At 47.0% G+C, this 23,027-nt stretch carries 20 protein-coding genes and 1 riboswitch; of the genes, 11 read left to right on the top strand and 9 right to left on the bottom strand.

Going from position 1 to position 23,027, the window contains the following annotated elements; translation table 11 throughout:
- Positions 1-65: 65 nt before the first annotated feature.
- Positions 66-2,111: a methyl-accepting chemotaxis protein gene (locus NOM90_RS11640; protein ID WP_255942144.1), complete on the bottom strand. Its 2,046-nt coding sequence runs from the start codon at positions 2,109-2,111 to the stop codon at positions 66-68.
- A 330-nt stretch (positions 2,112-2,441) separates the two neighbouring features.
- Between NOM90_RS11640 and NOM90_RS11635 the strand changes: the two genes are divergently transcribed.
- The 4 genes from NOM90_RS11635 to NOM90_RS11620 all read left to right on the top strand — a co-directional run bounded on the left by NOM90_RS11635 (position 2,442) and on the right by NOM90_RS11620 (position 6,523).
- A complete protein-coding gene (locus NOM90_RS11635) occupies positions 2,442-2,909 on the top strand; it encodes a YobA family protein (RefSeq protein ID WP_255942142.1) in 468 nt (155 codons plus the stop codon).
- Positions 2,910-3,115: 206 nt separating this feature from the next.
- On the top strand, positions 3,116-3,697 hold the full coding sequence (locus tag NOM90_RS11630) for an RNA polymerase sigma factor (RefSeq protein ID WP_255942141.1): 582 nt from the start codon (positions 3,116-3,118) through the stop codon (positions 3,695-3,697).
- Positions 3,684-4,661, top strand: a complete 978-nt coding sequence (locus NOM90_RS11625; protein ID WP_255942140.1) for a hypothetical protein — start codon at positions 3,684-3,686, stop codon at positions 4,659-4,661. The genes NOM90_RS11630 and NOM90_RS11625 overlap by 14 nt, the downstream gene beginning before the upstream one ends.
- Positions 4,662-4,823: 162 nt before the next feature.
- Positions 4,824-4,924, top strand: a riboswitch (purine riboswitch).
- A gap of 81 nt (positions 4,925-5,005) precedes the next feature.
- Complete coding sequence (locus NOM90_RS11620) at positions 5,006-6,523, top strand: NAD(P)/FAD-dependent oxidoreductase (RefSeq protein ID WP_255942139.1); 1,518 nt, start codon at positions 5,006-5,008, stop codon at positions 6,521-6,523.
- Between the two features lie 121 nt (positions 6,524-6,644).
- On the opposite strand, the gene NOM90_RS11615 is transcribed toward NOM90_RS11620, so the two are convergent.
- The 3 genes from NOM90_RS11615 to NOM90_RS11605 are packed head-to-tail and all read right to left on the bottom strand — an operon-like array spanning position 6,645 to position 9,546.
- Positions 6,645-7,346 (bottom strand): ABC transporter ATP-binding protein, encoded by a 702-nt coding sequence (locus tag NOM90_RS11615; protein WP_255942138.1) that lies wholly within the window; start codon positions 7,344-7,346, stop codon positions 6,645-6,647.
- Positions 7,343-8,530: an ABC transporter permease gene (locus NOM90_RS11610; protein ID WP_255942137.1), complete on the bottom strand. Its 1,188-nt coding sequence runs from the start codon at positions 8,528-8,530 to the stop codon at positions 7,343-7,345. Before NOM90_RS11610 ends, NOM90_RS11615 begins: the two co-directional genes overlap by 4 nt.
- The gene (locus tag NOM90_RS11605; RefSeq protein WP_255942136.1) at positions 8,527-9,546 is read right to left on the bottom strand and encodes an ABC transporter permease; all 1,020 of its coding nucleotides are present in this window, start codon (positions 9,544-9,546) and stop codon (positions 8,527-8,529) included. The genes NOM90_RS11610 and NOM90_RS11605 overlap by 4 nt, the downstream gene beginning before the upstream one ends.
- A 183-nt stretch (positions 9,547-9,729) precedes the next feature.
- Here NOM90_RS11605 and NOM90_RS11600 point away from each other — a divergent pair, with 183 nt between their 5' ends.
- The gene (locus NOM90_RS11600; RefSeq protein ID WP_255942135.1) at positions 9,730-10,272 is read left to right on the top strand and encodes a GNAT family N-acetyltransferase; all 543 of its coding nucleotides are present in this window, start codon (positions 9,730-9,732) and stop codon (positions 10,270-10,272) included.
- A gap of 87 nt (positions 10,273-10,359) precedes the next feature.
- Here NOM90_RS11600 and NOM90_RS11595 read toward each other — a convergent pair whose 3' ends face one another.
- The 4 genes from NOM90_RS11595 to NOM90_RS11580 all read right to left on the bottom strand — a co-directional run bounded on the left by NOM90_RS11595 (position 10,360) and on the right by NOM90_RS11580 (position 16,046).
- A complete protein-coding gene (locus NOM90_RS11595) occupies positions 10,360-11,004 on the bottom strand; it encodes a hypothetical protein (RefSeq protein WP_255942134.1) in 645 nt (214 codons plus the stop codon).
- 242 nt (positions 11,005-11,246) lie between these two features.
- Positions 11,247-12,950 carry a methyl-accepting chemotaxis protein gene (locus tag NOM90_RS11590; protein ID WP_255942133.1) on the bottom strand — a complete coding sequence of 568 codons (1,704 nt, stop codon included), beginning with the start codon at positions 12,948-12,950 and terminating at the stop codon, positions 11,247-11,249.
- A gap of 303 nt (positions 12,951-13,253) precedes the next feature.
- Entirely contained in the window at positions 13,254-14,957 is a 1,704-nt protein-coding gene (locus tag NOM90_RS11585) for a methyl-accepting chemotaxis protein (RefSeq protein ID WP_255942132.1), read from the bottom strand.
- Positions 14,958-15,203: 246 nt separating this feature from the next.
- Positions 15,204-16,046, bottom strand: a complete 843-nt coding sequence (locus tag NOM90_RS11580) for an MBL fold metallo-hydrolase (protein WP_255942131.1) — start codon at positions 16,044-16,046, stop codon at positions 15,204-15,206.
- A 188-nt stretch (positions 16,047-16,234) separates the two neighbouring features.
- On the opposite strand from NOM90_RS11580, the gene NOM90_RS11575 reads away from it, so the two are divergent.
- Positions 16,235-17,503 (top strand): hypothetical protein, encoded by a 1,269-nt coding sequence (locus NOM90_RS11575; protein WP_255942130.1) that lies wholly within the window; start codon positions 16,235-16,237, stop codon positions 17,501-17,503.
- 46 nt (positions 17,504-17,549) lie between these two features.
- Here the strand turns inward: NOM90_RS11575 and NOM90_RS11570 are convergent, their stop codons facing one another.
- Positions 17,550-18,125: a thymidine kinase gene (locus NOM90_RS11570; protein WP_255942128.1), complete on the bottom strand. Its 576-nt coding sequence runs from the start codon at positions 18,123-18,125 to the stop codon at positions 17,550-17,552.
- A gap of 169 nt (positions 18,126-18,294) precedes the next feature.
- On the opposite strand from NOM90_RS11570, the gene NOM90_RS11565 reads away from it, so the two are divergent.
- From NOM90_RS11565 to NOM90_RS11545, 5 genes are all read left to right on the top strand, one after another.
- On the top strand, positions 18,295-18,648 hold the full coding sequence (locus NOM90_RS11565) for a metal-sensitive transcriptional regulator (RefSeq protein WP_255942126.1): 354 nt from the start codon (positions 18,295-18,297) through the stop codon (positions 18,646-18,648).
- 23 nt (positions 18,649-18,671) lie between these two features.
- Entirely contained in the window at positions 18,672-18,872 is a 201-nt protein-coding gene (locus tag NOM90_RS11560; RefSeq protein ID WP_255942124.1) for a copper ion binding protein, read from the top strand.
- 111 nt (positions 18,873-18,983) lie between these two features.
- The gene (locus tag NOM90_RS11555) at positions 18,984-21,470 is read left to right on the top strand and encodes a heavy metal translocating P-type ATPase (protein WP_255942122.1); all 2,487 of its coding nucleotides are present in this window, start codon (positions 18,984-18,986) and stop codon (positions 21,468-21,470) included.
- A gap of 219 nt (positions 21,471-21,689) precedes the next feature.
- Entirely contained in the window at positions 21,690-22,577 is an 888-nt protein-coding gene (locus NOM90_RS11550) for a hypothetical protein (RefSeq protein WP_255942121.1), read from the top strand.
- Positions 22,578-22,701: 124 nt separating this feature from the next.
- On the top strand, positions 22,702-22,917 hold the full coding sequence (locus NOM90_RS11545; protein ID WP_255942120.1) for a hypothetical protein: 216 nt from the start codon (positions 22,702-22,704) through the stop codon (positions 22,915-22,917).
- Positions 22,918-23,027 lie beyond the last annotated feature (110 nt).

Raw genomic sequence — 23,027 nt, 5'->3', positions numbered from 1 at the left:
TGACCGAAAAGCGGTCAGAAAGGTTCTTGGAAGTGACTTTTACATACATTTCATTCAAACTTTGATTAAAGGATCGATTTGCGTTCTTGCCCGTCTTCGATCATTTTGAATTTACCTACAAGTTCTTGCAGGTTTTCAGCCATGCTGTTCAGATGCGCGGATGACGAAGCGATCTCTTGGACGGCGGCAAGTTGTTCTTCGGAAGACGCGGAGACGGATTCCGTGTTCGCTGCCGATTCTTGCGTAACTTTGGAGATGCTGCTCATTGCATCCGCAACGCGGGAGGCTCCGCTTTCCATTTGTTTCGTCGTAGAAGCGAGATCGTCGAGTGTATGCACGGTCGCTTCGACGGCGTCACGGATCTGTGCGAAGGATTGTCCCGATGTGTTCACGGCTTGCAAGCCTTCGCCGACGCGGCTTTGAGCGGTGTGCATCGCACCGAGAGCTGAGTCCATATCTTGACGGATATTGTGAACGAGTTCGCCGATCTGAGCGGCAGAATTACCCGATTCTTCGGCAAGTTTGCGGACTTCTCCGGCAACGATCGCGAATCCGCGTCCGGCTTCTCCGGCACGGGCGGCTTCGATCGAAGCATTCAAAGCAAGCAGATTCGTTTGTTGCGAGATCGATGCGATGACGTCTACCATACCGGAGATATCAACCGAACGAGCGTTGAGCGATTGGACGACGGTACCTAATTGCGTCACCGTTTCTTGAATACTGTTCATTTGTTTCATCGCATGGTCGGCGGCATCGTTACCGGATGCGGCTGCACCCGAAGTTTCACGCATCGAAGTTGTAATCTGCTGCATCCGATCCGACATAACATGAACATCATTTGCCATACGGCTCATTTGTTGCGAACCTTCGGCAACGCTTGTCACTTGCTGCTCTGCGCCTTCAGCCAATTCTTGGACAGCCAGCGTCGAATGTTCAATCGCTTTCGTCGTTTGCTCGGCGCTTGCCGACAATTGTTCAGCCGAAGCCGAGACTTGCTCGGTCGTTTCTTGAACGCCGAGAATCATCATGCGCAAATTGCCTACCATATTTTCGAAATGTCTAGACAGTGCGCCAACTTCGTCTTTGCTTTTCGTTTCGATCACTACCGTCAAATCGCCTTCACTCACTGCTTTTGCTGTTTCTTGCAAACGCCGGATCGGACGAAGCAGCGAACGGGTGAAGAAGAAAATAAAGAGCAGAGCGAGAAGTGTCGCGATAACCAGTACGACTATTACGGCAGTGGTGATATTCGCGCTAGCTTGGCTGATTTCCGTTTTATACATCGTACCTGCGATTTTCCAACCCGTCGCTTCATTGGTTGTAAAAATCATCTTTTTCATCTTGCCTTGATATTTATAATCGAATTCCCCTGACGCATTTTCGTACATCGGATTAACTTCAGGGTCCTCCAGCTTATCACCGGGTTCTACCTTAGGAGAAGCGATTACGTTTTTGTCGGCATCGACGATAATGACGTAACCTTCTTTTCCGACTTTGATCGACGCTTGTTCGCGCAGTTGTGTCAGGTTGAGAGACAGCCCAGTAGCGCCCGATCCGTCAGCCAAAGCTTTGGATATTTGAATAACGGTGACCCCGTCGCTATTGGTCGTAACCGGAGAGATGTACGTTTTTCCCGGCGTTGCCATCGCTTCTTTGTACCAATCCCGTTCTCTCGGATCGTAATTCGGATCGGCAGCCGCTTTCAAGTTTCCGCGAATCATTTTGCCTTCCGTCGTTCCGACGTGAATGTTCAAAATCGTTGGATTCAATTGCAAATATTGAGCCAGATTTTTTTGCACGCCGTCTACTCCGGTAGCTTCGGACGTCATATTTTTTGTTACATTAGCGGCGAAATAATCGATATCGATCAGCGTATCTTTTACTTGCGTCTCAACGATCGAATTAACCGTATCGACACTTTGCGTAGCGCTGTCTACCAATTGTTTTTCGACCGTTTTTTGAGCGATCAAGATCGCCACTGTTCCGATCAAAAGGCTTGGGATCAATAGCACCAACAGAAAAGAAACAATAAGCTTATTACGGATGTTCCAGAAAAATTTCTTTTGCTTCACCTTTTCCTTTTGTTCTTTTTGAAAAATCGCTTTAGCCACTTCGATGTCATCTCCTTTGTCTGAGCGCTTATGCCGTATCATCGAATCCGAATACGGCAAAAGACCTACAAGATTATATCGGATGAAAATCCCCTTTATGAAGTGAGTTTTTGTAACGCTTTAAAATAAATGCAACTTCATTACAGTTTGGTTCGTCTGGAAGGTAAGTAGCTTTTATTTGGAAAAGGAGGAACGAATATGCCCCGACATCGGAATAGAGATATAAAGGAAAAGAATAAATATAAGCAGTTATTTAGCAAGTCTTTTTCTTTGCTTGTTTTGAGTTCGTTATTTATAATTTTGCTCGGCGGTTGCGGAGTAGAAGAGGCGATGAAATCTTCTGCTGGAAATCAAAAAGCCGAGGATAACTTTGTTTTAATCACCAGCGGATACGTTGTAGATGTAAATGACAGCAACCAAATTCTCGTCGTATCGCCGGAACAGCAAAATTCGGTTCATGACGCAAGCTGGGTGTCGGTCCCTGCCGATTCGCCGCAGATTACGCTTGGGATGCAGGTCAAAGTCTCCGTGAAGCCGGGAACCGGAATCGAAGATCCTTATCCGAGAAATTTTCAAGCAGACCGAATCGAAGTCGAGCCGGAAGTTAAGCCTGAGGGTGCCCGTTTATCGCGTGATCAAGCCGTAAACAAAGCATTAGAGCAATTCGAAGCCGGCGAGTCTATCCCGATTGTGCTGAAAGCGGATTACGATCAAGGTCATGAAAAATGGAAAATCAAGCTCAAAACGGATCAATCGAAATCGCAGCCGGTATGGCGAGAAGTCGCAGACGTCATCTGAATGTCGCGTCGCGTAAGGGGTTGCGCAACAGTAGATTGCCTGCATAGTCGATAGCCCGAATCTTGGTTCGGGCTATTTGCGTATGCGCATTCCTTGCTCGGCGTTTCTCGCAAAGACTTCGGTTCGCTTTTTTATTTTTTCAAAGTGACATGAATTTCGTATCGCGGTCGTCTAATCTTAAAAGAAAACAGAAAGGGGGAGACACGTTGGATGAGCATATAGAGGGGCAAGCTTTGGATGATCGGTACACTTCCGAAGACGAGCGTCTGATCGCGGAATGGTTCGAATTGTATTATGCAGATATTCATCAATATTTGTATTTTATGCTCGGCAAGCGGGGGAGCGAAGCGGAAGATATTTTGCAGGAAGTCTATATCAAGGCGTACCGCAACCTGCATACTTTCCAAAAGCAATCTTCTCCCAAAACATGGCTGACCGCGATTGCGCGTAATGCCGCGCTGGATGCGATGCGTCGCCGTAGATGGCAGTTGGCTGACTTTTTGCCTCACAAAGAAGAAGTCGCACCTGCCACAGATCAACCGGAATATGCCGCGCTGAACGAAGAACGGCGAGATTCCGTGTGGAGCTTGCTTGATGCGTTGAAGCCGGCACATCGGGAAGTGATTTTTTTCTTATATCAAAAAGAGTTGAGTGTCAAAGAAACGGCGGCTTTGCTGGATTGTACGGAAAGCAGGGTGCGAACGATCAGCCACCGGGCGCTGCGTGTGCTACGTAAAAACGGCGAATTCGAGCAATGGATAGGGGGAGAAGTCAGTGACGGGGACTAAAAAATCGACAGGCGGAAAATCGCGTGAACCGGTGCAAGGGCTGGTCGATATTCCGGAGTTAAGCGCTCAGCGCAAAGCCGAAATTCAAAATAATATTATGACCGAAATCCGTTCTTGGAAAAAAGAGCCGGAGAAGACGGTGAAACGAATCGAAAAACGGCGACGCTGGTGGACAGGCGGGGGGATCGGTGTCGGATGCGCCGGATTAGCTGTAGCTGCGGTATTGGTGATGCAAAACGGGGGATGGATGGATAGCAACGGGTTAGGAAATAGAGAAGGAGTAACGGTCAGCGGTCAGTCACCATCTTGGCAGGAATTTGGAGCCGTGCCGATCGACGGATCGGATCGTTATGAAGATATTTTGCCGACGATCAATCTGGAAAATGCAGAAGAAGCGGAGGTTGCTGAGCCACGATCGCCAATGACTTATGAAAAATTCGGCTTCACTTGGGCAGCGACAGCGAATCCCGATTCGGTTCGAGTTTTTCCAGATGAGAAAAAGGCGGTCGCTTATGCCAATAGCATTCCTTTGCTAGTCGAGACCGTGCAACATTTTGGCAGCCCTGAACTTGGGTATCGCTATACGGCTTGGAGCAATATTGAAGACGGAAATCTGCGAGAGCTGGAATTCGTACTTGGACCTGTGGAAAAAGGAATTGCTCAAGATGCAGCAACGGATACGGCGGTTATCCAATTTGTGACGGGAGTCCTTCAAACCGACCTCACCCAAAGTGAGCGGGGCGAAGTGATGGATCAATTGCGGTTTCGCGATTTTGAACCTTCGGGCGGTTCGCGGATGGCAGAAAGCAAAGGAATACTTTACACCCTGGATCGTAACGGAGATCGGCAGCGGTTGATTGTTCAGTTTTTGCGTAAAGAAAATCAACCGGATCAATTTGGGCAATTACAAGATTCGCTGCTGAAGGACGTTAGAGAAAAGGAAGTTGTTTTTCAAACGAAATAGGGTAAGATTTACGTATAATGTTCGGAAAAAGATGTTATGAGCTTCGGTGAATGTGCATAAATACTATATATCTACTTTTTATATATTCAAAATCCGAATATTAGTATTGACTGCGAAAGATTAATTCGTTATGATTGGTTTTGTTGAAACGCGAACAATTTCATCATTTACTATATAATCATTCGTATATTCCTGAAGATAAGGTTCAGGAGTCTCTACCAGGGAACCGTAAAGTCCCGGCTACGGATAGGATGCTTTTCGCATACCTACCGGCAGCCGGGCTTTTTTGCATGTTATCGATTTGAAATACTTGATGTGCCTACCCAAGGAGGAGACTATTGATTATGACTGATTCCATTACACTTGAACCGAACGAGCAACAATCTGCAGCTTCCAATTCGTATGACTGCATCATTGTAGGAGCAGGGCCGGCAGGGATTTTCGCAAGTTACGAATTGACGCGCCAAGCTCCGGATTGGAAAGTCTTGTTGGTCGATAAAGGTCACGATATCTACAAACGTCGGTGCCCGATCTTAGAAAATAAAGTTCAGTTCTGCCCTCCGGCAGCGGGACGCAAAGAATTCGCAGGATGTCTGCCCGCTTGTTCGATCACCGCAGGATTTGGCGGAGCAGGGGCTTACAGCGACGGTAAATTTAATATTACGACTGAATTCGGCGGCTGGATGACGGATTATTTGCAGCCGTCTCAAGTGCTGGAATTGATTCAATACGTGGATTCGATCAACCTGGAGCATGGTGCGACAGAGTCGATTACCGATCCGACGACAGACGTGATTCGCGATATTGAGCAAAATGCTTATGCGGCGGGGCTGAAATTGCTTCGCGCTGAAGTGCGCCACCTTGGAACCGAGCAGAACTTGGAGATCTTGAAATCGATCTTCGAATATTTGAAGCCACGCGTCGAAATGAAATACAAAGCCGAAGTCGAAGATCTGATCACAACCAAAGAAGGCAGCGAGCATATCGTTAGCGGGATTCGTCTGAAAAACGGTGAAGAATTCCACTCGCCGCGTGTCATGATCGCGCCGGGACGCGACGGTTCGGCTTGGTTGTCCGAAGTGTTCAAAAAGCGCCGCCTGAAATTGACGAACAATCAGGTCGATGTGGGCGTGCGTGTCGAGACATCCGACGTCGTGATGCGTCAGATCAACGAGCATCTGTACGAAGGCAAATTCGTATTCAATACATCGGTCGGTACGCGTGTACGCACCTTCTGTAGCAATCCTTCGGGGCACGTTGTAGTCGAAAACCATAGCGGCGTTATGGCGGCGAATGGCCACTCTTACAAAGATCCGGCACTGGGCTCCCAAAATACGAACTTTGCCCTGTTGGTGTCGCACAAATTCACGGAGCCGTTCGACAAGCCGAACGAATATGCTCGCGAAATTTGCGAACGTGCGAATGATCTGTCCAGCGGCGGCGTCATCGTACAAAAATACGGCGACATCTTGCGCGGACGTCGTTCGACGCCGGAGCGTATTCGCGAAGGTTTCTTGGAGCCGACGCTTAAAGAAGCGGTACCCGGCGATCTGGGACTCGTATTGCCTTACAATACGATGAAAAGCTTGATCGAAATGGTTGAAGCGTTGGAAAAAGTAACGCCGGGTATCGCGTCCGAACATACGCTGTTCTACGGCGTTGAAGCGAAATTTTATTCCGCTCGTCCGAAGCTGGACGAGACGCTGGAAACTGAAATTCGCGGTCTGTACTGCGGCGGCGACGGCGCGGGCATTACGCGCGGTCTTGCGCAAGCCGGAGCAGCGGGCGTGCATATCGCGCGCGGCATGGTGAAAAAAGCGAACGCAGTCGGCGCGCCGGCTGTCGAGCGGACATTGGCTTAACGATCTGACCTAGATAGGGATCGCAGCGGGTGATCCATAAATGAAAAAGCTTGAGCTAAAGGAGGTATTCCTTTGGCTCAAGCTTTTTTCGGCTTTTTAGCGAAATTGATCCTTATGACCTTCAGACCTCGACTTGTAGCGTGGCATGATCTTCGGCGATTTTGCCGTCTTCGATCCGTATGATTCGGTCGCACTGATAAGCGACATCGGGATCATGGGTCACAATTACGATCGTTTTGCCTTCGCGGTTAATGGCTTTCAGTAACTCGATAATTTCTTTGGAAGTCTGTTGATCCAAAGCTCCGGTCGGCTCGTCCGCCAAGATGATGTCCGGCTCGTTGATTAGCGCACGTGCGATCGCGACACGCTGTTTTTGCCCGCCGGATAAGTTCATCACTTTTTCGTGTTGTTTTTGCCCGATATGAAGTTTGTCTAAAAGAGCCGGAAGCCGTGCCGCTCGTTCTTTGCGTAGCTTACGATTTTTGACATAGTTTAGCGGAAGCAAGACATTTTTTTGCACACTATAATGATCGACCAAAGCAAAATCTTGCATCACAAATCCTAAGTTCTGATTGCGGATTTGAGCGAGTTGTTTCGGAGATTGTTCATGGATTTTTTGATCCCCGATCCGATATATCCCATTTGTAGGCGTGTCGATACAGCCAAGGATATGTAGAAGCGTTGTTTTTCCCGAATCTGAAGTTCCTGTAATCGCAACGGATTCTCCGGTTTGGATCTTTAGCGATACATCGTTCAAAGCATATAATTGATAGGACTTGGTTTTGAATACTTTGCTTACATTTTCGACTTCAAGTAAACTCACCGGCTTCTCCCCCTTAACATAGATGTCATCGGCATCTTATTTAACCGAAGTAGTGGAATGATCAAAAAGACGAACAGCAGTAGTACGCTCACTCCCAGAGAAGCAATAGGGTTTGCAAGAGGTTGGGGTAAACTGCTAACAATAATTACGCTTATAATCTGTAAAAGCGCAAATTGACTGATTAATCTAAGCATAAGGTCTTTTATTGTAGCCCCAGATAAAATATGAACGCCGAATTCATACGTATGTTTTTCGATAAATTGCAAATAAGATACCGTCACAGTTACAAAAGTAAAAACAAGAATTAAGCTGGATAATAAAATTTGCGTTTGCAAAGATTTGGTTTTGTCCTGAGCCACGAACTTAGATTGATACAACATGCTTTTGAATGCAAAAGAAAAAGTATCCAGTTCGTCTGCGCGTTTTACTATTTTAGATAAATGAGCTTCATTGTCGGTGGCGATATAAGCTCGCGGGATGACACCGCTATAGTTGCCGGCACTTGCTATATTGTTTTTGTTCAGCGGCATCACAATCATTCGATCCAGACTCTGAAATTCACGAGTTGCCATAATATCGATATAAGAGCTTTCTTTTTTTAAAACCCCAATCACTTCATACTGAGTGTTACCTGATGGAGTGATCTGATCACCGACTTTAAATTTAGCAGCTAAGTCGCTCCCGATTAATACAGGGATGACCGAAGAATCTTCATTGTAATCTTCATTCGAAAAGCTTCTTCCTTCGGCAAGCCCTATATTGAAATAATCAAAAAATAGATCATTTGTATATAAAAAAGGTACAAGTACATTTTTTTCGGTAGTGGTATACGAAGCGGAATCGCCGAATGTATGCTTCTCAAAATTGAGTTGAGAAGTATAAAGCGGGAAAGCTTTTACTTGATCATTTTCGTAAATTTCGTCGTACAGTTGACTGAGTCTAGATCGATAACGGTCATCGGAGAGTAATTTGTTGTATTGTTCATCGCTTGTAAAATCAACAAAACCATAAATATTTTCGCTTTGATTTAATCGATTGATTTCGCTTTTCATTTGGTTCATATCTTGAGCGCTATAGATGACTAAATTCACAATAATCAGAAGCATGAGAGATTCCAAAAGTAAGATGAAAGAAGTCCCTTTAGATCGCCACAAATCGTTCAAAGCGTAACGAAGTTGAATCATAACATCCCCCTATCATTTCTCTGTGCTTTTTTGCTGCTGATCCACGTAGAAAATAGGACCGTGCAGGTTCCGATAAGGAAACAAAATAGCAAAGAGAACAAACTTCCTGTTACCGTGGTCTCGGGAATGATTTCATAGAAGCTACCGCTTTTCACAACCACTTGAGCAAGTATATTTCCTATGACAAAACTGATTGCAAGAACCCACAAATATTCTTTGATCAGCCATAAACGAATATCATTCCGATTAGCTCCCACCAAAGATCGGGCTTGAATTTCGTCGCGTTTGGATTGTAACCAAGCTAGTGTAGTTCCCAATGTACTTAATACAATTAAAAATATAGAAATGCCAAACACAATAGCTACAAAGGTCTGATCACGCAGAGCTAAAATCATCCGGTCTTTAAATCCTGAAATCATAGGACGTACCGAATAAGAAAGAGAAGGATCTTCCGCAGTTATTCCATTTAAAATTGTGCCTAAGGTTTCTCTGGGTACACCTTCGATTGTATATTCGCCGATTGCTGATTCCTCAAAAGGGAAAGCAACGAATAGACTACTGTTTCGATAGATATATTTGTTTTCTCTATCGAAAGAACCGACCACTTTATAATCTTGTCCTTGATAAGAGAAATAAGGCTCGCCGTTTTGGTCGAATGTGCTATTAAGTAAATCATGATCCAAAATAATGCTATGTTCAGGAATTTTTTGTATCTTTTGCCCGTTTTTCATAGGTAAGGGTAACAGAAAGTTGTTCAAATATACATTTCTTGCGCGCGACGTTTCTTTGCCTTTGTATAAAAGAAAAGAGTCGCTATTCGATTCGATCTGTTGAATAAGTGTCTGATTAGTCAGCTCGACTGGACTATTGTTTTCCAAAGCTTGCTCGTCGATAATCGAAAATTTTAAACTTTCTGAAGTTAATCCGTCTTGCAGAACTTTGGTACTGGTGTAAGAAGCAAAAAACGCTGAAAAGGATAAGCAAGTAAAAGCGGTAACCACGACGTAATAGATCATGAGATAAAGAGATCGTTTGACAAACATTTTTCACGCTCCAATCACAAACAGGATTACAAGTCTATGTAGATTGAAAGTCTACCGTTTAATTTTGAGATATAATGACTCTAATTAAACAACGCTTCGTGAGAAAAACCTGTTACGTATTCTATTCGAAAATGCACTCTGAAAGGAGCAACTTCCATGCCATTCGAAATCGAAACCGAACGCCTAATCTTACGCGACGCCGTGCCTGGAGACTGGTCAAGCATCCATATCTACGCTTCTAATCCCGATGTTGTGCAGCACTCGATATGGGGACCCAATACGGAAGCGGAGACGCAGGAGTACGTTACACAGTTGATCGAGTTAAGTCATGAGAAGCCGAGACGCAGTTATGAATTGGTCGTGACGTTGAAAGAAACAGGAGAACTAATCGGTGGATGCGGGATTCATCAAGCCGGTTACAACGCTGAGCTTGGCTATACATTCAATCCTCAATATTGGGGAAAAGGTTATGCGACCGAGGCGGCATTTGCGATAGTCCAATTAGGATTTGAACAATGGGAGATTCATCGAATTTTCGCTACCTGTCGCCCAGGTAATACAGCTTCGTCCAGTGTGATGAAGCGAATCGGCATGAAGCGAGAAGGAAGATTGCGTGAACATTTGTATTTCAAAGGAGCTTTCCACGATTCCGAAATGTATTCCATACTAAGGCAAGAATTCGAATCGGTTGTCCGTTAAAACAGGTCGTACGAAATAGACGCAAAAAAACTGCCTGAACCGGTAATCGGTCTAGGCAGTTTTCTTTTTTCTCACCTGGCTTCAAGCTTACTTGTCGGTCAAAATGCTGGTCAACGAATTCGAGACCACCTCGATAAACGTTCCGCCGAATTCGCTTGTCGGCGCATTGATTCGGAACAGGTAGGAGTCCCCTTTTTTCGAGGTCCAGATGACATGGTTATGCAGGTTGCCCTTCGTATCGCTTGCCTGCAATAACAGCCGGGCGGAAGACATCGGGCTTTCGAATGATTGATCGCCTTTGTAGCTGCGAACTTGACCGTATTTTTTTAGCTCGGCGCGGCTCTTTTTGCTTACCTTTTGCAGATTGAAGTTAGCCGGGAGTTTCTCGATTTGCGCATTGTAGGACGGGTATTGGGTTAGATAAATCTTGTTTTGGGCTTTGTTGAACGTATAGCCGTTTGCTACGTACAGCGAGTAGCCGTTGCCTTGTTTTAGATACGCCGTGCGGTTAACATAGTCGCCTTTGATCATCAGCGCAAACGATTGGGTCGCCGGGCGCACGCTGCTTGCGGCGGAGGTGGAGCTTGCAGCCGCAATGGATGAAGTCGTGCCTGCCGCATGCGCCTCATTGAATAGCAGGACATTATCGGAAGCTGCAAAAGGGACGGCCAAAGAAAAAGCAAAGGTCAACGCGGCGATTTTACGGAATGGTTGGTTAAATGTACGTTTCATGGTTGAACACTCCTCTGAATGGGGTTTGGGAGACGGGAAAACCAAAGCGTTCCGTTCCTTGTGATGCATTAGACGGGAGTGTGCATGGATGTATTACACTTTTCGCAAAATTAATTTAAAAAGAAGAACAAAAGTGACGGCGATCTGTGTACGGGAACGTGGGTCATGGAACTGAAAAAAGCTGCCGCCTAAACGATATAGGCAACAGCTTCTTCATACATCCTGAATTTTTAAAATGTCTTTTACAAAGTGAATTTCGTCATTTCTTGCTGCAATTCTTCGGCAAGCTGGGAAAGGTGGCGAGCCGAACCGTTGACTTCGTCCATTGTCGACAGTTGTTCTTCGCTGGCTGCGCTGACTTCTTGCAGACCGGAAGCTCCTTGCTCTGTCACTTGACCTATATTTTGCATCGCTTGACCGATTTCTACCGATTGGCTGGATGCCGAAGCGATCGAACGGGAAATTTCATTGATCTGCCCCGATACGTTAGAGATCGATTGCTGAATCATGGTGAACGAATCGGAGACGCGACCTGCGCCTTCCACGCCTTGCTTCACAAGCCCGGCGGCTTCGCTCATCGAAAGTACGGCTTTGCGGCTTTCGCCTTGAACGGCACGAACCGTTTCTGTGATTTGGGAAGCCGATTGTGCGGATGTCTCGGCAAGCTTGCGGATTTCTTGTGCCACGACGTCGAATCCTCTTCCCGCTTCTCCGGCACGTGCCGCTTCGATCGAAGCATTCAGAGCAAGCAAGTTTGTCTGCTGCGCGACTTGTTGAATCGCGGATACCAGATTATCGATATTTTCGATCTGCTGCTCCAGCGATTGAATGATCGAACCGGTATTTTCTACGCTGTTATCAATATCTTGGATTTGCTGGAGTACGCCTTGAACATCGCTAAGCCCTGCATTAGCAGAGTGTTCGCTGCGTCCGGCAAGTTCGGCAATCGATTCGCTACCGCTGCGGATTTGGCCCATATTTTCAACAAGCTGTTGCGCCGATTGCGTCACATTGGATACGGTCTGTGTTTGCGATTCAAAACCGTCTGCAAGAACACTTGAAGAAGTGGCAATATGACTGGAAGCCACAGCGGTTTGTTCGGCGCTTGCTGTCAATTGCTGAGACGAAGCCGACAGCGTCATAGCGCTTTCATCAACTTTGCGAATAATAGAACGCAATCCCGCAATCATGCCGTTGAATGAACTGGACAGCAGACCGAGTTCATCGCGTGATTGGTAATTCGATTGTACAGTCAAATCGCCGTTTTCCGCACTTTGCATCAAGGTTTGAATTTGTCTGAGCGGGTTGGCTACCGCGCGAGCAATCCAATAACCGACAAGTAGCGAAATCGCGATCCCGACGAAGAGGACGATTGCAATCAGGACTAAAGAAGAATCTTTGAGTAACTTAATATTTTCACTGCTTGTTTTGGCTTCGTTGATTTGGACAGATGCCAGATTTCTTACGATGTCGTTGGTTTGTTGACGCAAAGGTTGTGTTTCTTGTACGAAAGTAGAGTAAGCTTCAGCATTTTTGTTTTGCTCGCCAAGTGCCGCTACTTTTTTGATCGAAGTCATATACTTTGGATAGACTTCCGTAAGCGAATCGTATAGCTTTTGCGTTTCAGGAGACATATCCATTTGTTCTAATTGTGTAGCATTTTCATTGTTTTTGGCTTCGCGTTCGTTCAATTCTTCTTTTAACTTATTGATTGCGGAAGCTTCTGTAGCGAGAAATAATTCTAATGTGGTGGATTGCATCGCGGTGTTGTTAGCTCGAATATCATCGACAAGCGAGATCGAAATCACATTTTGGTTGTACATGCGCTCAGCGGAATTCGATACTTTATTCGTCGCATCATATCCGCTGTAACCGACAATAACAAGCAGAAGTGCAGAAGCAAAAGTCAAAATCATAATCTTCCATCGAACTTTCAAATTTTTCACAGTGCATCCTCCTAATTTTTTTTGAAGTCAAACAGATGATCCGTTTAAGTGTGTATGGGTCTGATTTTGTCGGATTTTTGCTGCATTCATTTTTATATCGTCATAAATAATACAACTATTAATAAGGTATTAGGTATTTTGTTAGTTATTTTTGCTTACTAATTAATTATTTTTATCCAAAACAAACAAACCCCTCGATAGATAAAATATCGAGGGGTTCCATGTATAGTTAACGGCGGCAAAAAAGCGAAGGAACGCTTTTTTGCAGGCGGTGGCGTTCCGCCCGAAGCCGAGAAACACGTTTTACAGCTTGAATTTCGTCATTTCTTGTTGCAATTCTTCGGCAAGTTGAGACAAGTGACGAGCCGAACCGTTCACTTCATCCATCGTGGACAGCTGTTCTTCGCTTGCTGCGCTCACTTCTTGAAGTCCAGCCGCGCCTTGCTCCGTCACTTGACCGATATTTTGCATCGCTTGACCGATTTCAACCGATTGACCGGAAGCGGAAGCGATCGAACGGGAGATTTCACCGATTTGCCCCGATACATCCGCAATCGATCGTTGGATTACGGTGAACGACTGGGAAGCGCGACCTGCACCTTCGACGCCTTGCTTCACAAGCCCGGCAGCTTCGTTCATGGAGACTACGGCTTTGCGGCTTTCCGCTTGAACCGCGCGAACGGTATCTGTAATTTGCGAAGCGGATTGCGCTGATGTCTCGGCTAGTTTGCGAATTTCTTGCGCCACGACATCGAATCCTTTTCCGGCTTCGCCTGCACGAGCCGCTTCGATCGAAGCATTCAGAGCTAGCAAATTCGTTTGCTTCGCGACTTGTTGAATCGCAGACACCAAGTTGTCGATATCTTCGATTTGGCGTTCAAGCGATCCAATGACTATGCTGGTGTTTCCTACACTGGTATCAATATCTTGAATTTGCTGAAGCACGTTTTGAACATCGCTTAACCCTTCGTTAGCCGAGTGTTCCGTGCGGCCGGCAAGTTCGGTGATCGACTCGCTGCCGCTACGAATCCGGTTCATGCTGTCGGCAAGTTGTTGCGCGGAATAAGTAACGCCCGACACCGTCTGCGTCTGTGACTCGAATCCGTCGGCAAGAGCGCTGGAAGAAGTCGCGATATGACCGGAAGCGACAGCGGTTTGTTCTGCGCTCGCTGTCAATTGTTCCGAAGAAGCGGATAAAGTCATCGCGCTTTCGTCCACTTTTTGGATGATGCTACGAAGCCCTGCGATCATGCCGTTGAACGAAGTCGAGAGTACGCCCAATTCGTCGCGGGATTGATAATTCGCTTGTACCGTCAGATCGCCGTTTTCTGCGTTTTGCATTAACGTCTGAATCTGACGAAGCGGAGTGGATACCGCGCGGGCGATCAGGTAGCCGACGATCAGAGATGCGATAATACCGCCTGCAAGGATCGACAAAATCAACACTAGCGAAGAATTTTTGAGTGCAATCGTGTTATCGCTGCTCACTTTCGCTTCATCGGATTGCAGTTTCGACATCTCTTGCAATTTCTGATTGGTATCTTCGCGAAGCGGTTGAGTTTGTTCGGTGAAGATCGAATAAGCTTCGACATTTTTGTTTTGTTCGGCAAGTGCCGTTACATCTTTGAGCGAAGCCCGGTATTTGGGAACGACTGCTTTGAACGAATCGTAAAGTGTCTTCGTTTCAGGAGTCATTTCAAGTTTCTCCAACTTCTCGTAATTCGCGTCATTATCTTGTTGGCGTTCGGTGAACGCTTGCTGTAATTCATTAATTTTCGATGGATCTGTCGCTAAAATAAGTTCCAATACAAGAGACTGCATCATCGTATTGTTTGCTCGAATATCATCTACCAAAGAAATCGAAATTACGTTCTGATTGTACATCCGTTCAGCAGCGTCAGAGACTTTTTTTGTTGCGTCGTAACCGCTATAACCGACTACGGCAAGAAGTAAGGCTGAGACAAAGGTGAGAATCATAATCTTCCAGCGGACGTTTAAATTTTTCATGGTGTGTGCCTCCTGCGCTTTTGAACGGTGAGACGGATGCTCCGTTTCAGAGTCTCAAGTCTGATTTTGTCGAATTATTTAATTACCAATGTATTTATCGACATATCATTTCAAAAATTTAATACTTTTTTGAATTTTTTGGATTTTATTTTGTCGAAAATTGAAAATAAATGTAGAAAAGACGAAGAACCCTGATCTGTAGACCAGGGTTCTTCGTCTTTTTCGAATCAAGTATTTCAATTAAGCTTAAGTTTCTGGATCAATATGTGCGGAATCGACATAACGCCCTGAATCCGGAACCGCCATTGTATCGAAATCTCTGCTGAGTCTTTGCAAGCCTTCTTCTAATTCTTCGCCAGCCATCGGCTCGCCGTGACCCGTAATTGCAGAAGCCGGGCGAAGCGCGGCAAGCCTTGCTACGGAAGTACGTGCCGCTTCCCAGTTCGGCGTGAAATAAGTCGGCGGGCCGTGAATTTCGCGGCGTTGAGTCAAGACCGCAAGAGCCGATTCTTGCTTAACCGTAATAAAAGCATCGCCTGCGACTAAGGTTCCGTCACTACTGCGAAATAGCGAGATATGCCCTTCCGAATGACCGGGCGTATGAAGCCAGTGCCACTCAGGCAAAAAGGGAACGCTACCATCTGCGGGCAAGGCTTGAACGCGTTCGCCTATATCAATCCCTTTGTTCGGGAAAAAAGGCGCAGACGCGGCAACCAATCCTCCGCCTACCGTCGGATCGCCGGGTGGATAATCGGCTTTGCCTGTCAAAAACGGCAGTTCTTGTTCATGGGCATACACCGGAACATCCGGGAATAATTCAAGTAGATCTTCCAGCGAACCGATATGGTCGAAATGCCCATGAGTGAGCAAAATCGCTTGAGGCTTTTCTTGAGCAAATCGTTCACGTGCGGCTTTGACAATTTTGGAAGACGAGCCGGGCATCCCTGTATCGACGAGTACCCATTGCCCTCCCGGGTTTCCGATCATGACGACGTTCACGATCTTGGTACGCAAGTAATGAACGTCTTCGGGCAGACGACTCTCAGGGCGACTTGCATCCGGCGTACCGGAATTCGGATAACCTTGCATGAGTGTTGCACCTCCACATAGATGATTTTGCCTTGTTTTACCCGTAAAGGAGAAGGCTGACACAATATTTTGCATAGTCGCTCGCTTAATTCGCAGCGTGCAAAAGCGGAAGTTGAGCCGCTGGATTCCATCGTGCTATGATGATCGCACATCGGCAATGTATACGGACAACGGGAGGATATTGAGCCATGCGAAATCAAGAATTACGGCGTCCGAAAAAGTTCGAGAACCGGACATTTTGGCTGTGGATTGTAGGGCTTATTTTGCTCGCGGTCGGGATTCGTATTGCAGTTGCGTTGCCGCATGGCGGCTTTATGAGCGATCAGCAGCTTTTTGTCGATTGGATGGAGCAGGTTCGGAAGCATGGATTACTCGCCGTATATATAGAAGGAAAAGAGATCAATTACCCGCCGGTTTTTTTGCTCATCATGAATAGTTACCGTGTGCTTGTCGGGTTATTTGGCATCGTGCCTGTAGCGGGCGAACTTTCGTTCAAAGGCGTATTGATTGCAATCGATCTGATCGTATTGCTGTGCGCGATCCCCCTTACGCGTGCCTCGAAGCAAAAAGGTACACGGTTATTCGTACTCGGTCTGCTGGCTCTGAATCCTGCATTGATCTTCGGCAGTGCCTCATGGGGACAAGTCGATATGCTGCATAGTATGTTGATGGCTTCGACGTTGCTGCTGTTACCGACAATGCCTGTGTTTGCAGGCGTATTGTTTGCAGTCGCTTTACTCAGTAAATTTCAAGCGATTACCCTATTGGCGATACTCGGTATGTATTTTTTGCGATTGGTTATTCAGAAGCGTACCGTTGAAGCTCTGCTTCGGTTTGGCGCTGGATTTTTCGGAGTGCTGGGTATAACGGTCATCCTGTTCGCGCAAGCGGGCGGTCTATACGCGATGGTCAAAGGGGCATATCTCAGCGCAGTCGGCATGTATCCGCAAGTGACGATGAACGCGATGAATATTTGGTATTATTTTATAGGCGTATCTCCGTCTACATTGGACACGACCCATGTGCTGGGATTTCTTACGCTGCGTTCGTTCGGGTTTTTGCTGCTTGGGATCGTCGTCGCTTTTGCAGCGGTGTATCTGTGGAGAAGCCGCTTGGGAGTCGAAACTTTGCTTAAAAGCGCGGCACTCGTCAATTTCTCTTTTTTCATGCTACCTACCGAAATCCATGAACGTTATAGTGTGCCGGCTTTGATGTTAAGTATATTCGTCGGGTTATATGATCGGCGTTGGTGGTTGCCTACGGTATTGCTGAGCGTAAGTGTAACGGTTAATTTGTGGATGGTGCAAACCGGGAATATAGGCGTGTATAGCGGTTTGGTAGTAGTCTATATCAATGTCGCGCTGCTGCTATGGATGATTGTAACTTTATTTTTCGAAATCAAAAAAGGTATACTTACACGTTCCGTCCCTATATCGATCAAAGAAAAAGTTTTGTAAATAAAAAGCCGTTCTCCTTGTTCAAAAGGAAAGCGGCTTATTTGTCTTATAGCGGCGGGTTAGCATGGCATTTGCGGCAAACCGGGAAGTAGCGGTCGTTACCGCCGATCTGGATTTGTTCGCCATCGTAGAGCGGTTTGCGATTTTCATCGACACGCAGTGCCATCGTCGCTTTGCGTTCGCAGAACCAGCAGATCGTTTTCATTTCTTCGAGTTTGTCCGCATAGAGCAGCATATACTGACTGCCTTCAAAAAGTTCGTTGCGGAAATCGTTTTTGAGACCGAAGCCCATGACCGGAATATTCAGCTCGTCTACGATTTGCGTCATTTGCAACACTTGTTCTTTGGTGACGAACTGCACTTCATCGAACAAGACGCAGCTAATCTTACGTCCTTGATAATTTTTCACTTCGTCGTATAGATTCGTATCCGGGTAGACCGGAATCGCTTCGCGTTTCATCCCGATCCGGGAAGAGACCAGACCGACTTCTTCGCGATCGTCGATACCGGACGTGAAAATAAGTACGCTTTTATTTTGTTCTTCGTAGTTATGCGCGACTTTCAAAATCTCGATCGATTTCCCGCTATTCATTGCTCCGTATTTGAAAAACAGCTGCGCCATTGTATTCGCTCCTTACGTACGCTTTTAAAGTCCAACTGCTATTGTATCAGGAATATGCAAAGTGGAAAATGCCAAAGCCGAAAATAGCGAAGGAGAAAAATTTACCTTTACATACCCTATAGGGGTATATTAAAATGAAGACAGAACAGGTGAAGAAGGGAGTCAAGACATGACCATCCAGAAAAAAACAGAGCCGATCGCAGAGTCGGAAGTTTGTCATGTGGCTACGGAAGACGATCAAGCTCCGCGAAAAAGTCATCATTCTGAAGCCGCGAAAAACAATCTGATTTCCCGACTGAACCGGGTGGAAGGTCAGATTCGAGGCATCAAAGGCATGATCGAAAAAGATACGTATTGCGACGATGTGCTGAATCAGATCGCTGCCGCACAATCCGCGCTGAACAGCGTGGGGCGCCTTTTGCTGGAAGGGCATATGAAAAGTTGCGTCGTGGAACGGATCGAAGCCGGCGAGACCGAAGTGATCGACGAATTACTTATTACGGTTAATAAACTATTGAAATAAAACAATAATAGGAGGACTCCATCATGCAAACTACAACACTGAACGTCGAAGGAATGTCTTGCAATCATTGCGTCAAAGCAGTCGAAGGGGCATTGCAAGAAGTCGGAGCACAAGGAACGGTCGACCTGAACGCAAAAACAGTCGATATTTCATACAATGAAGATGTCGTCACGTTGGACGCGATCAAAAATGCGATCGAAGATCAAGGTTACGACGTCGTCTAAGAACGTTATGATCGATTCCGGTGTATGCTTATTTGGAGCTTCACCGGATTTTTTTACAATTAAAATATACCCTATAGGGGTACCTGAATAGAAGTAAAGGAGGGGAATGATATGTCTTCTACGGAAGCTTCAAGTTCTGTGCGTACACAGCAAGCCACTCTACAAATTACCGGAATGACGTGCGCGGCATGTTCGAACCGTATTGAAAAAGGTCTAAGCCGCACACCGGGCGTTTCCGAAGCGAATGTGAATCTTGCACTAGAAAAAGCATCGGTGGCCTACAATCCGAAAGAAATCGGAATCGCCGATATTCAACGTAAAATTCAATCGCTCGGTTACGATACGGTCAAAGAATCGTCCGATTTCGATATTACCGGGATGACGTGCGCGGCATGTTCAAGCCGGATCGAAAAAGGGTTAAGCCGGATGCCCGGCGTTCTTAGCGCGAATGTGAATTTGGCATTGGAAACGGCGCATATCGAATATTCGCCGGGGATGCTGGATAACGGCGATCTGATGCGCAAGGTGCAGCAATTGGGCTATGAAGCGAAGCTTAAGCAAGAAGGGCAGACGCGAGACCAAAGCAGCGAAGAACGCAAACGTGTGACGAAATTGATCGTGTCGGCACTGCTTTCTTTGCCGCTGCTGTGGGCGATGGTCGGGCATTTTTCGTTCACTTCGTGGATTTACGTACCGGAACTATTCATGAATCCGTGGTTCCAATTGGCGCTTGCGACGCCGGTTCAATTCGTAATTGGACTTCCCTTTTATATCGGGGCGTACAAAGCCCTGCGTAACGGCAGCGCCAATATGGATGTGCTGGTCGCATTGGGAACGTCGGCGGCTTACTTCTATAGCTTGTACGTCTCGATCATATGGGCGGCAAATGGCGGTAGTTCGATGAGCGGTAGCGGCATGGCAATGGATATGCCGGGGCACGGGTTGCCGGAACTGTATTTCGAGACGAGTGCGGTACTGATTACCTTGGTATTGCTCGGCAAATGGTTCGAAGCCAGAGCCAAAGGACGTTCGTCGCAAGCGATACGCAGTCTGATCGGGCTTCAAGCGAAAACGGCGATCGTGATTCGAGAAGGTGTCGAAAGCGAACTTCCGGTCGAAGAGGTAAGCGTCGGTGACGTAGTACGGGTACGTCCGGGCGAAAAGATTCCGGTCGACGGAGTCGTGACCGAAGGAACTTCTTCGGTCGATGAATCGATGCTGACCGGAGAAAGTCTTCCGGTGAGCAAAACGGTCGGCTCGCAAGTGGCGGGCGCGACGCTCAACAAAAACGGAGCGCTGCTTGTTCAGGCGGCCAAAGTCGGTCGCGATACGGCGCTTGCGCAAATTGTGCGCGTGGTCGAAGAAGCGCAAGGCTCGAAAGCTCCGATTCAGCGGATGGCAGACGTCATCTCGGGAATCTTCGTTCCGATTGTCGTCGGCATCGCGGCGTTGACTTTTATCATCTGGTATTGGGTGATCGGCAGCGGCGATTTCTCGGATGCGCTCGAGAAAGCGATCGCGGTATTAGTGATCGCGTGCCCGTGCGCATTGGGACTTGCGACGCCGACATCGATTATGGCGGGTTCAGGCCGTGCCGCCGAATTTGGGATTTTGTTCAAAGGCGGCGAGCATTTGGAGACGGCGCGCAGCGTAGATACGGTCGTGCTCGATAAGACCGGAACCGTCACGAAAGGCAAGCCAGAGCTGACCGATGCGATAGCTTATGATCTTCCGGAAGCCGAGCTATTGGCATTGGTCGGAGGGGCGGAGAATGCGTCGGAGCATCCGCTCGCTCAGGCGCTGGTACGCGGCATCGGAGAGCGCGGCATTGCTACTGCGTCCGCGCAGCGATTCGAAGCGTTGCCTGGTTACGGGATCGCGGCGGTCGTGTCGGAGCGTGCCGTGTTAATCGGCACGCGTCGTCTGATGCAAGAGCGTCAGATTGACGCTTCTGCTGCTCTGCCAGAGATGGAGCGCTTGGAAAGCGAAGGCAAAACCGCGATGCTTGTCGCGGTGGACGAACGTCTAGCCGGCGTGGTCGCGGTCGCCGATACATTGAAAGAATCGTCGCCAAGCGCGATTGCGCGATTGAAAGAAATGGGTCTTGAAGTCATCATGATGACAGGCGACAATACGGCGACGGCACACGCAATTGCGGCGCAAGCGGGCATCGACAAGTCGCATGTGCGAGCCGAAGTGCTGCCCGCAGACAAAGCGGCAGAAGTGAAAAAGTTACAACAGTCCGGGCGTAAAGTCGCGATGGTCGGAGACGGGATCAACGATGCTCCGGCGCTCGTAACGGCGGATACCGGAATGGCGATTGGTACCGGAACGGACGTCGCGATCGAAGCGGCGGATATTACGCTCATGCGCGGCGATCTGAATAGCGTTGCTGACGCGATCTGGATGAGCCGCCGCACGATGGACAATATCCGTCAAAACTTGTTCTGGGCACTCGGCTACAATGTGATCGGGATTCCGATTGCGGCTTTGGGATTTCTTGCTCCGTGGCTCGCGGGAGCGGCAATGGCGCTCAGTTCCGTATCGGTCGTCTTGAATGCCCTGCGATTGCAACGCGTGAAGTTAAATAAACAATAGAAGCCTATATGTTTAAAATCATTAAGCTGCGCTACGGACATTTGAGCCGTGGCGCGGCTTTTTTTAACTTGAAACTTCACGACACATTTTTGCCATAATTAAAATTTCGAATTTTTGAGTCTTTTGATTAATTTCAGCGTATATTAGGCACAAGATCATGAATCCGCTTCCAATCTATATTCACACAAGTACATCCCAACGACCTAAGGAGTGTTTTCAATGACGAATATCCAATCTCGAACCCGCAAAAAAATTCCGACACTCGCTGCGATCGCGTTGATGACTGCACTGACGAGTTCGGTGGTTCCTATACAATCGGTGGAAGCTGCGCCTTCTACTTTTAATTCTTTATCCGAAAAAAATGATATTCATGGATTATGGACCTATATCGAAGATCATGCGGATTCCGGGGCTCCGGCTTCGGTCACCGTATGGCTACGTCGCTTAGAAGCCCTGCAACAAAAAAGAGTAGCAGGTCTGGAGCAAGCGCTAAGCCAAGAAAGTGTTCAACAAGCTTTGATGGAAAAAGACGGCATCTATGGAGATTGGAAACGCGGCACGCGAACCGGAAATGCGCAAGCCGATAAACTTCTGATCGAAATCGAGAAAAACGGCTATGTGCTGGACTCGACCGAAGGTTACTTTTTCCCGAAAATCGATTATCTCCGTTATATGAAGTACGCGCCATACACAACAAGTCGGTATGCGTCGTACTTGAAAATTCGCTCGGATGAAACGAAAAGCGAACTGACGAAAGACGCGGGCTTGATCGTAAGTTGGAACGAGTTGTTGAATCGTGCCGAGCGCCAAAGTCGCTATCTGATGCTCTATCCGAATTCGCCGGAAACGAAAGTCGTCGATGATCTATACCGTCAATCGCTTCATATCGTCTTGTACGGAACCGATAATGTGCCTCTATTTGACGAGACTGGGCATCTGGATGCTTATGCGAAAGCCGCTTATTTGCAGCAGATAAAAAAAGGCGGCAACACGCCATTCGCGAAAATGTTAGCGCAATACACCGCGCTTCTTCAGAAAAACGGCTGGGCTTTGAATACAAAAATTGAAAACTTCCGTGATGCGAGAAATCCTTGGGAGCTTCAATAACTTCAAAAAGAACGCATAATGTAAAAATTTGGACGAATTTGTTGCTTCAAACCCTCTAATTCACGTTAAATATACACAAAGCTTCACTTCGATGTCGTGTAAGATTACGTGAGGAGGATCAGAAATGAGCAAAGGACGCCGCGAAGTTCAGCAACATTTGCCATTTACCGCCGCTTTCGCTTTGATTCAGACGTTACGCGATTCTTCAAGTACGGTGGAGTCGCAGTCTTCCATAACTGAACCCTCTGATCCATCGCAATCGTCAGTTATGAATACGCTTTCTACTGAGTCTTTTTCTAATTCAAATCCTGCTTCGACACCATTTCTACAAAGTGAATAAGTTTGCGAACAAAGCTTTGATCCAAGACGCCTATCTTTTTCGGAAGAAGTCATTACGGATCAGAGCTTTTTTGTGCTTTCTTGCATCGACGACATCATCGTTTCATAATA

The organism is Saccharibacillus sp. JS10 (assembly GCF_024436065.1).
Classification (GTDB): Bacteria; Bacillota; Bacilli; order Paenibacillales; family Paenibacillaceae; genus Saccharibacillus.
This window is presented reverse-complemented; position numbering and strand designations above follow the sequence as displayed.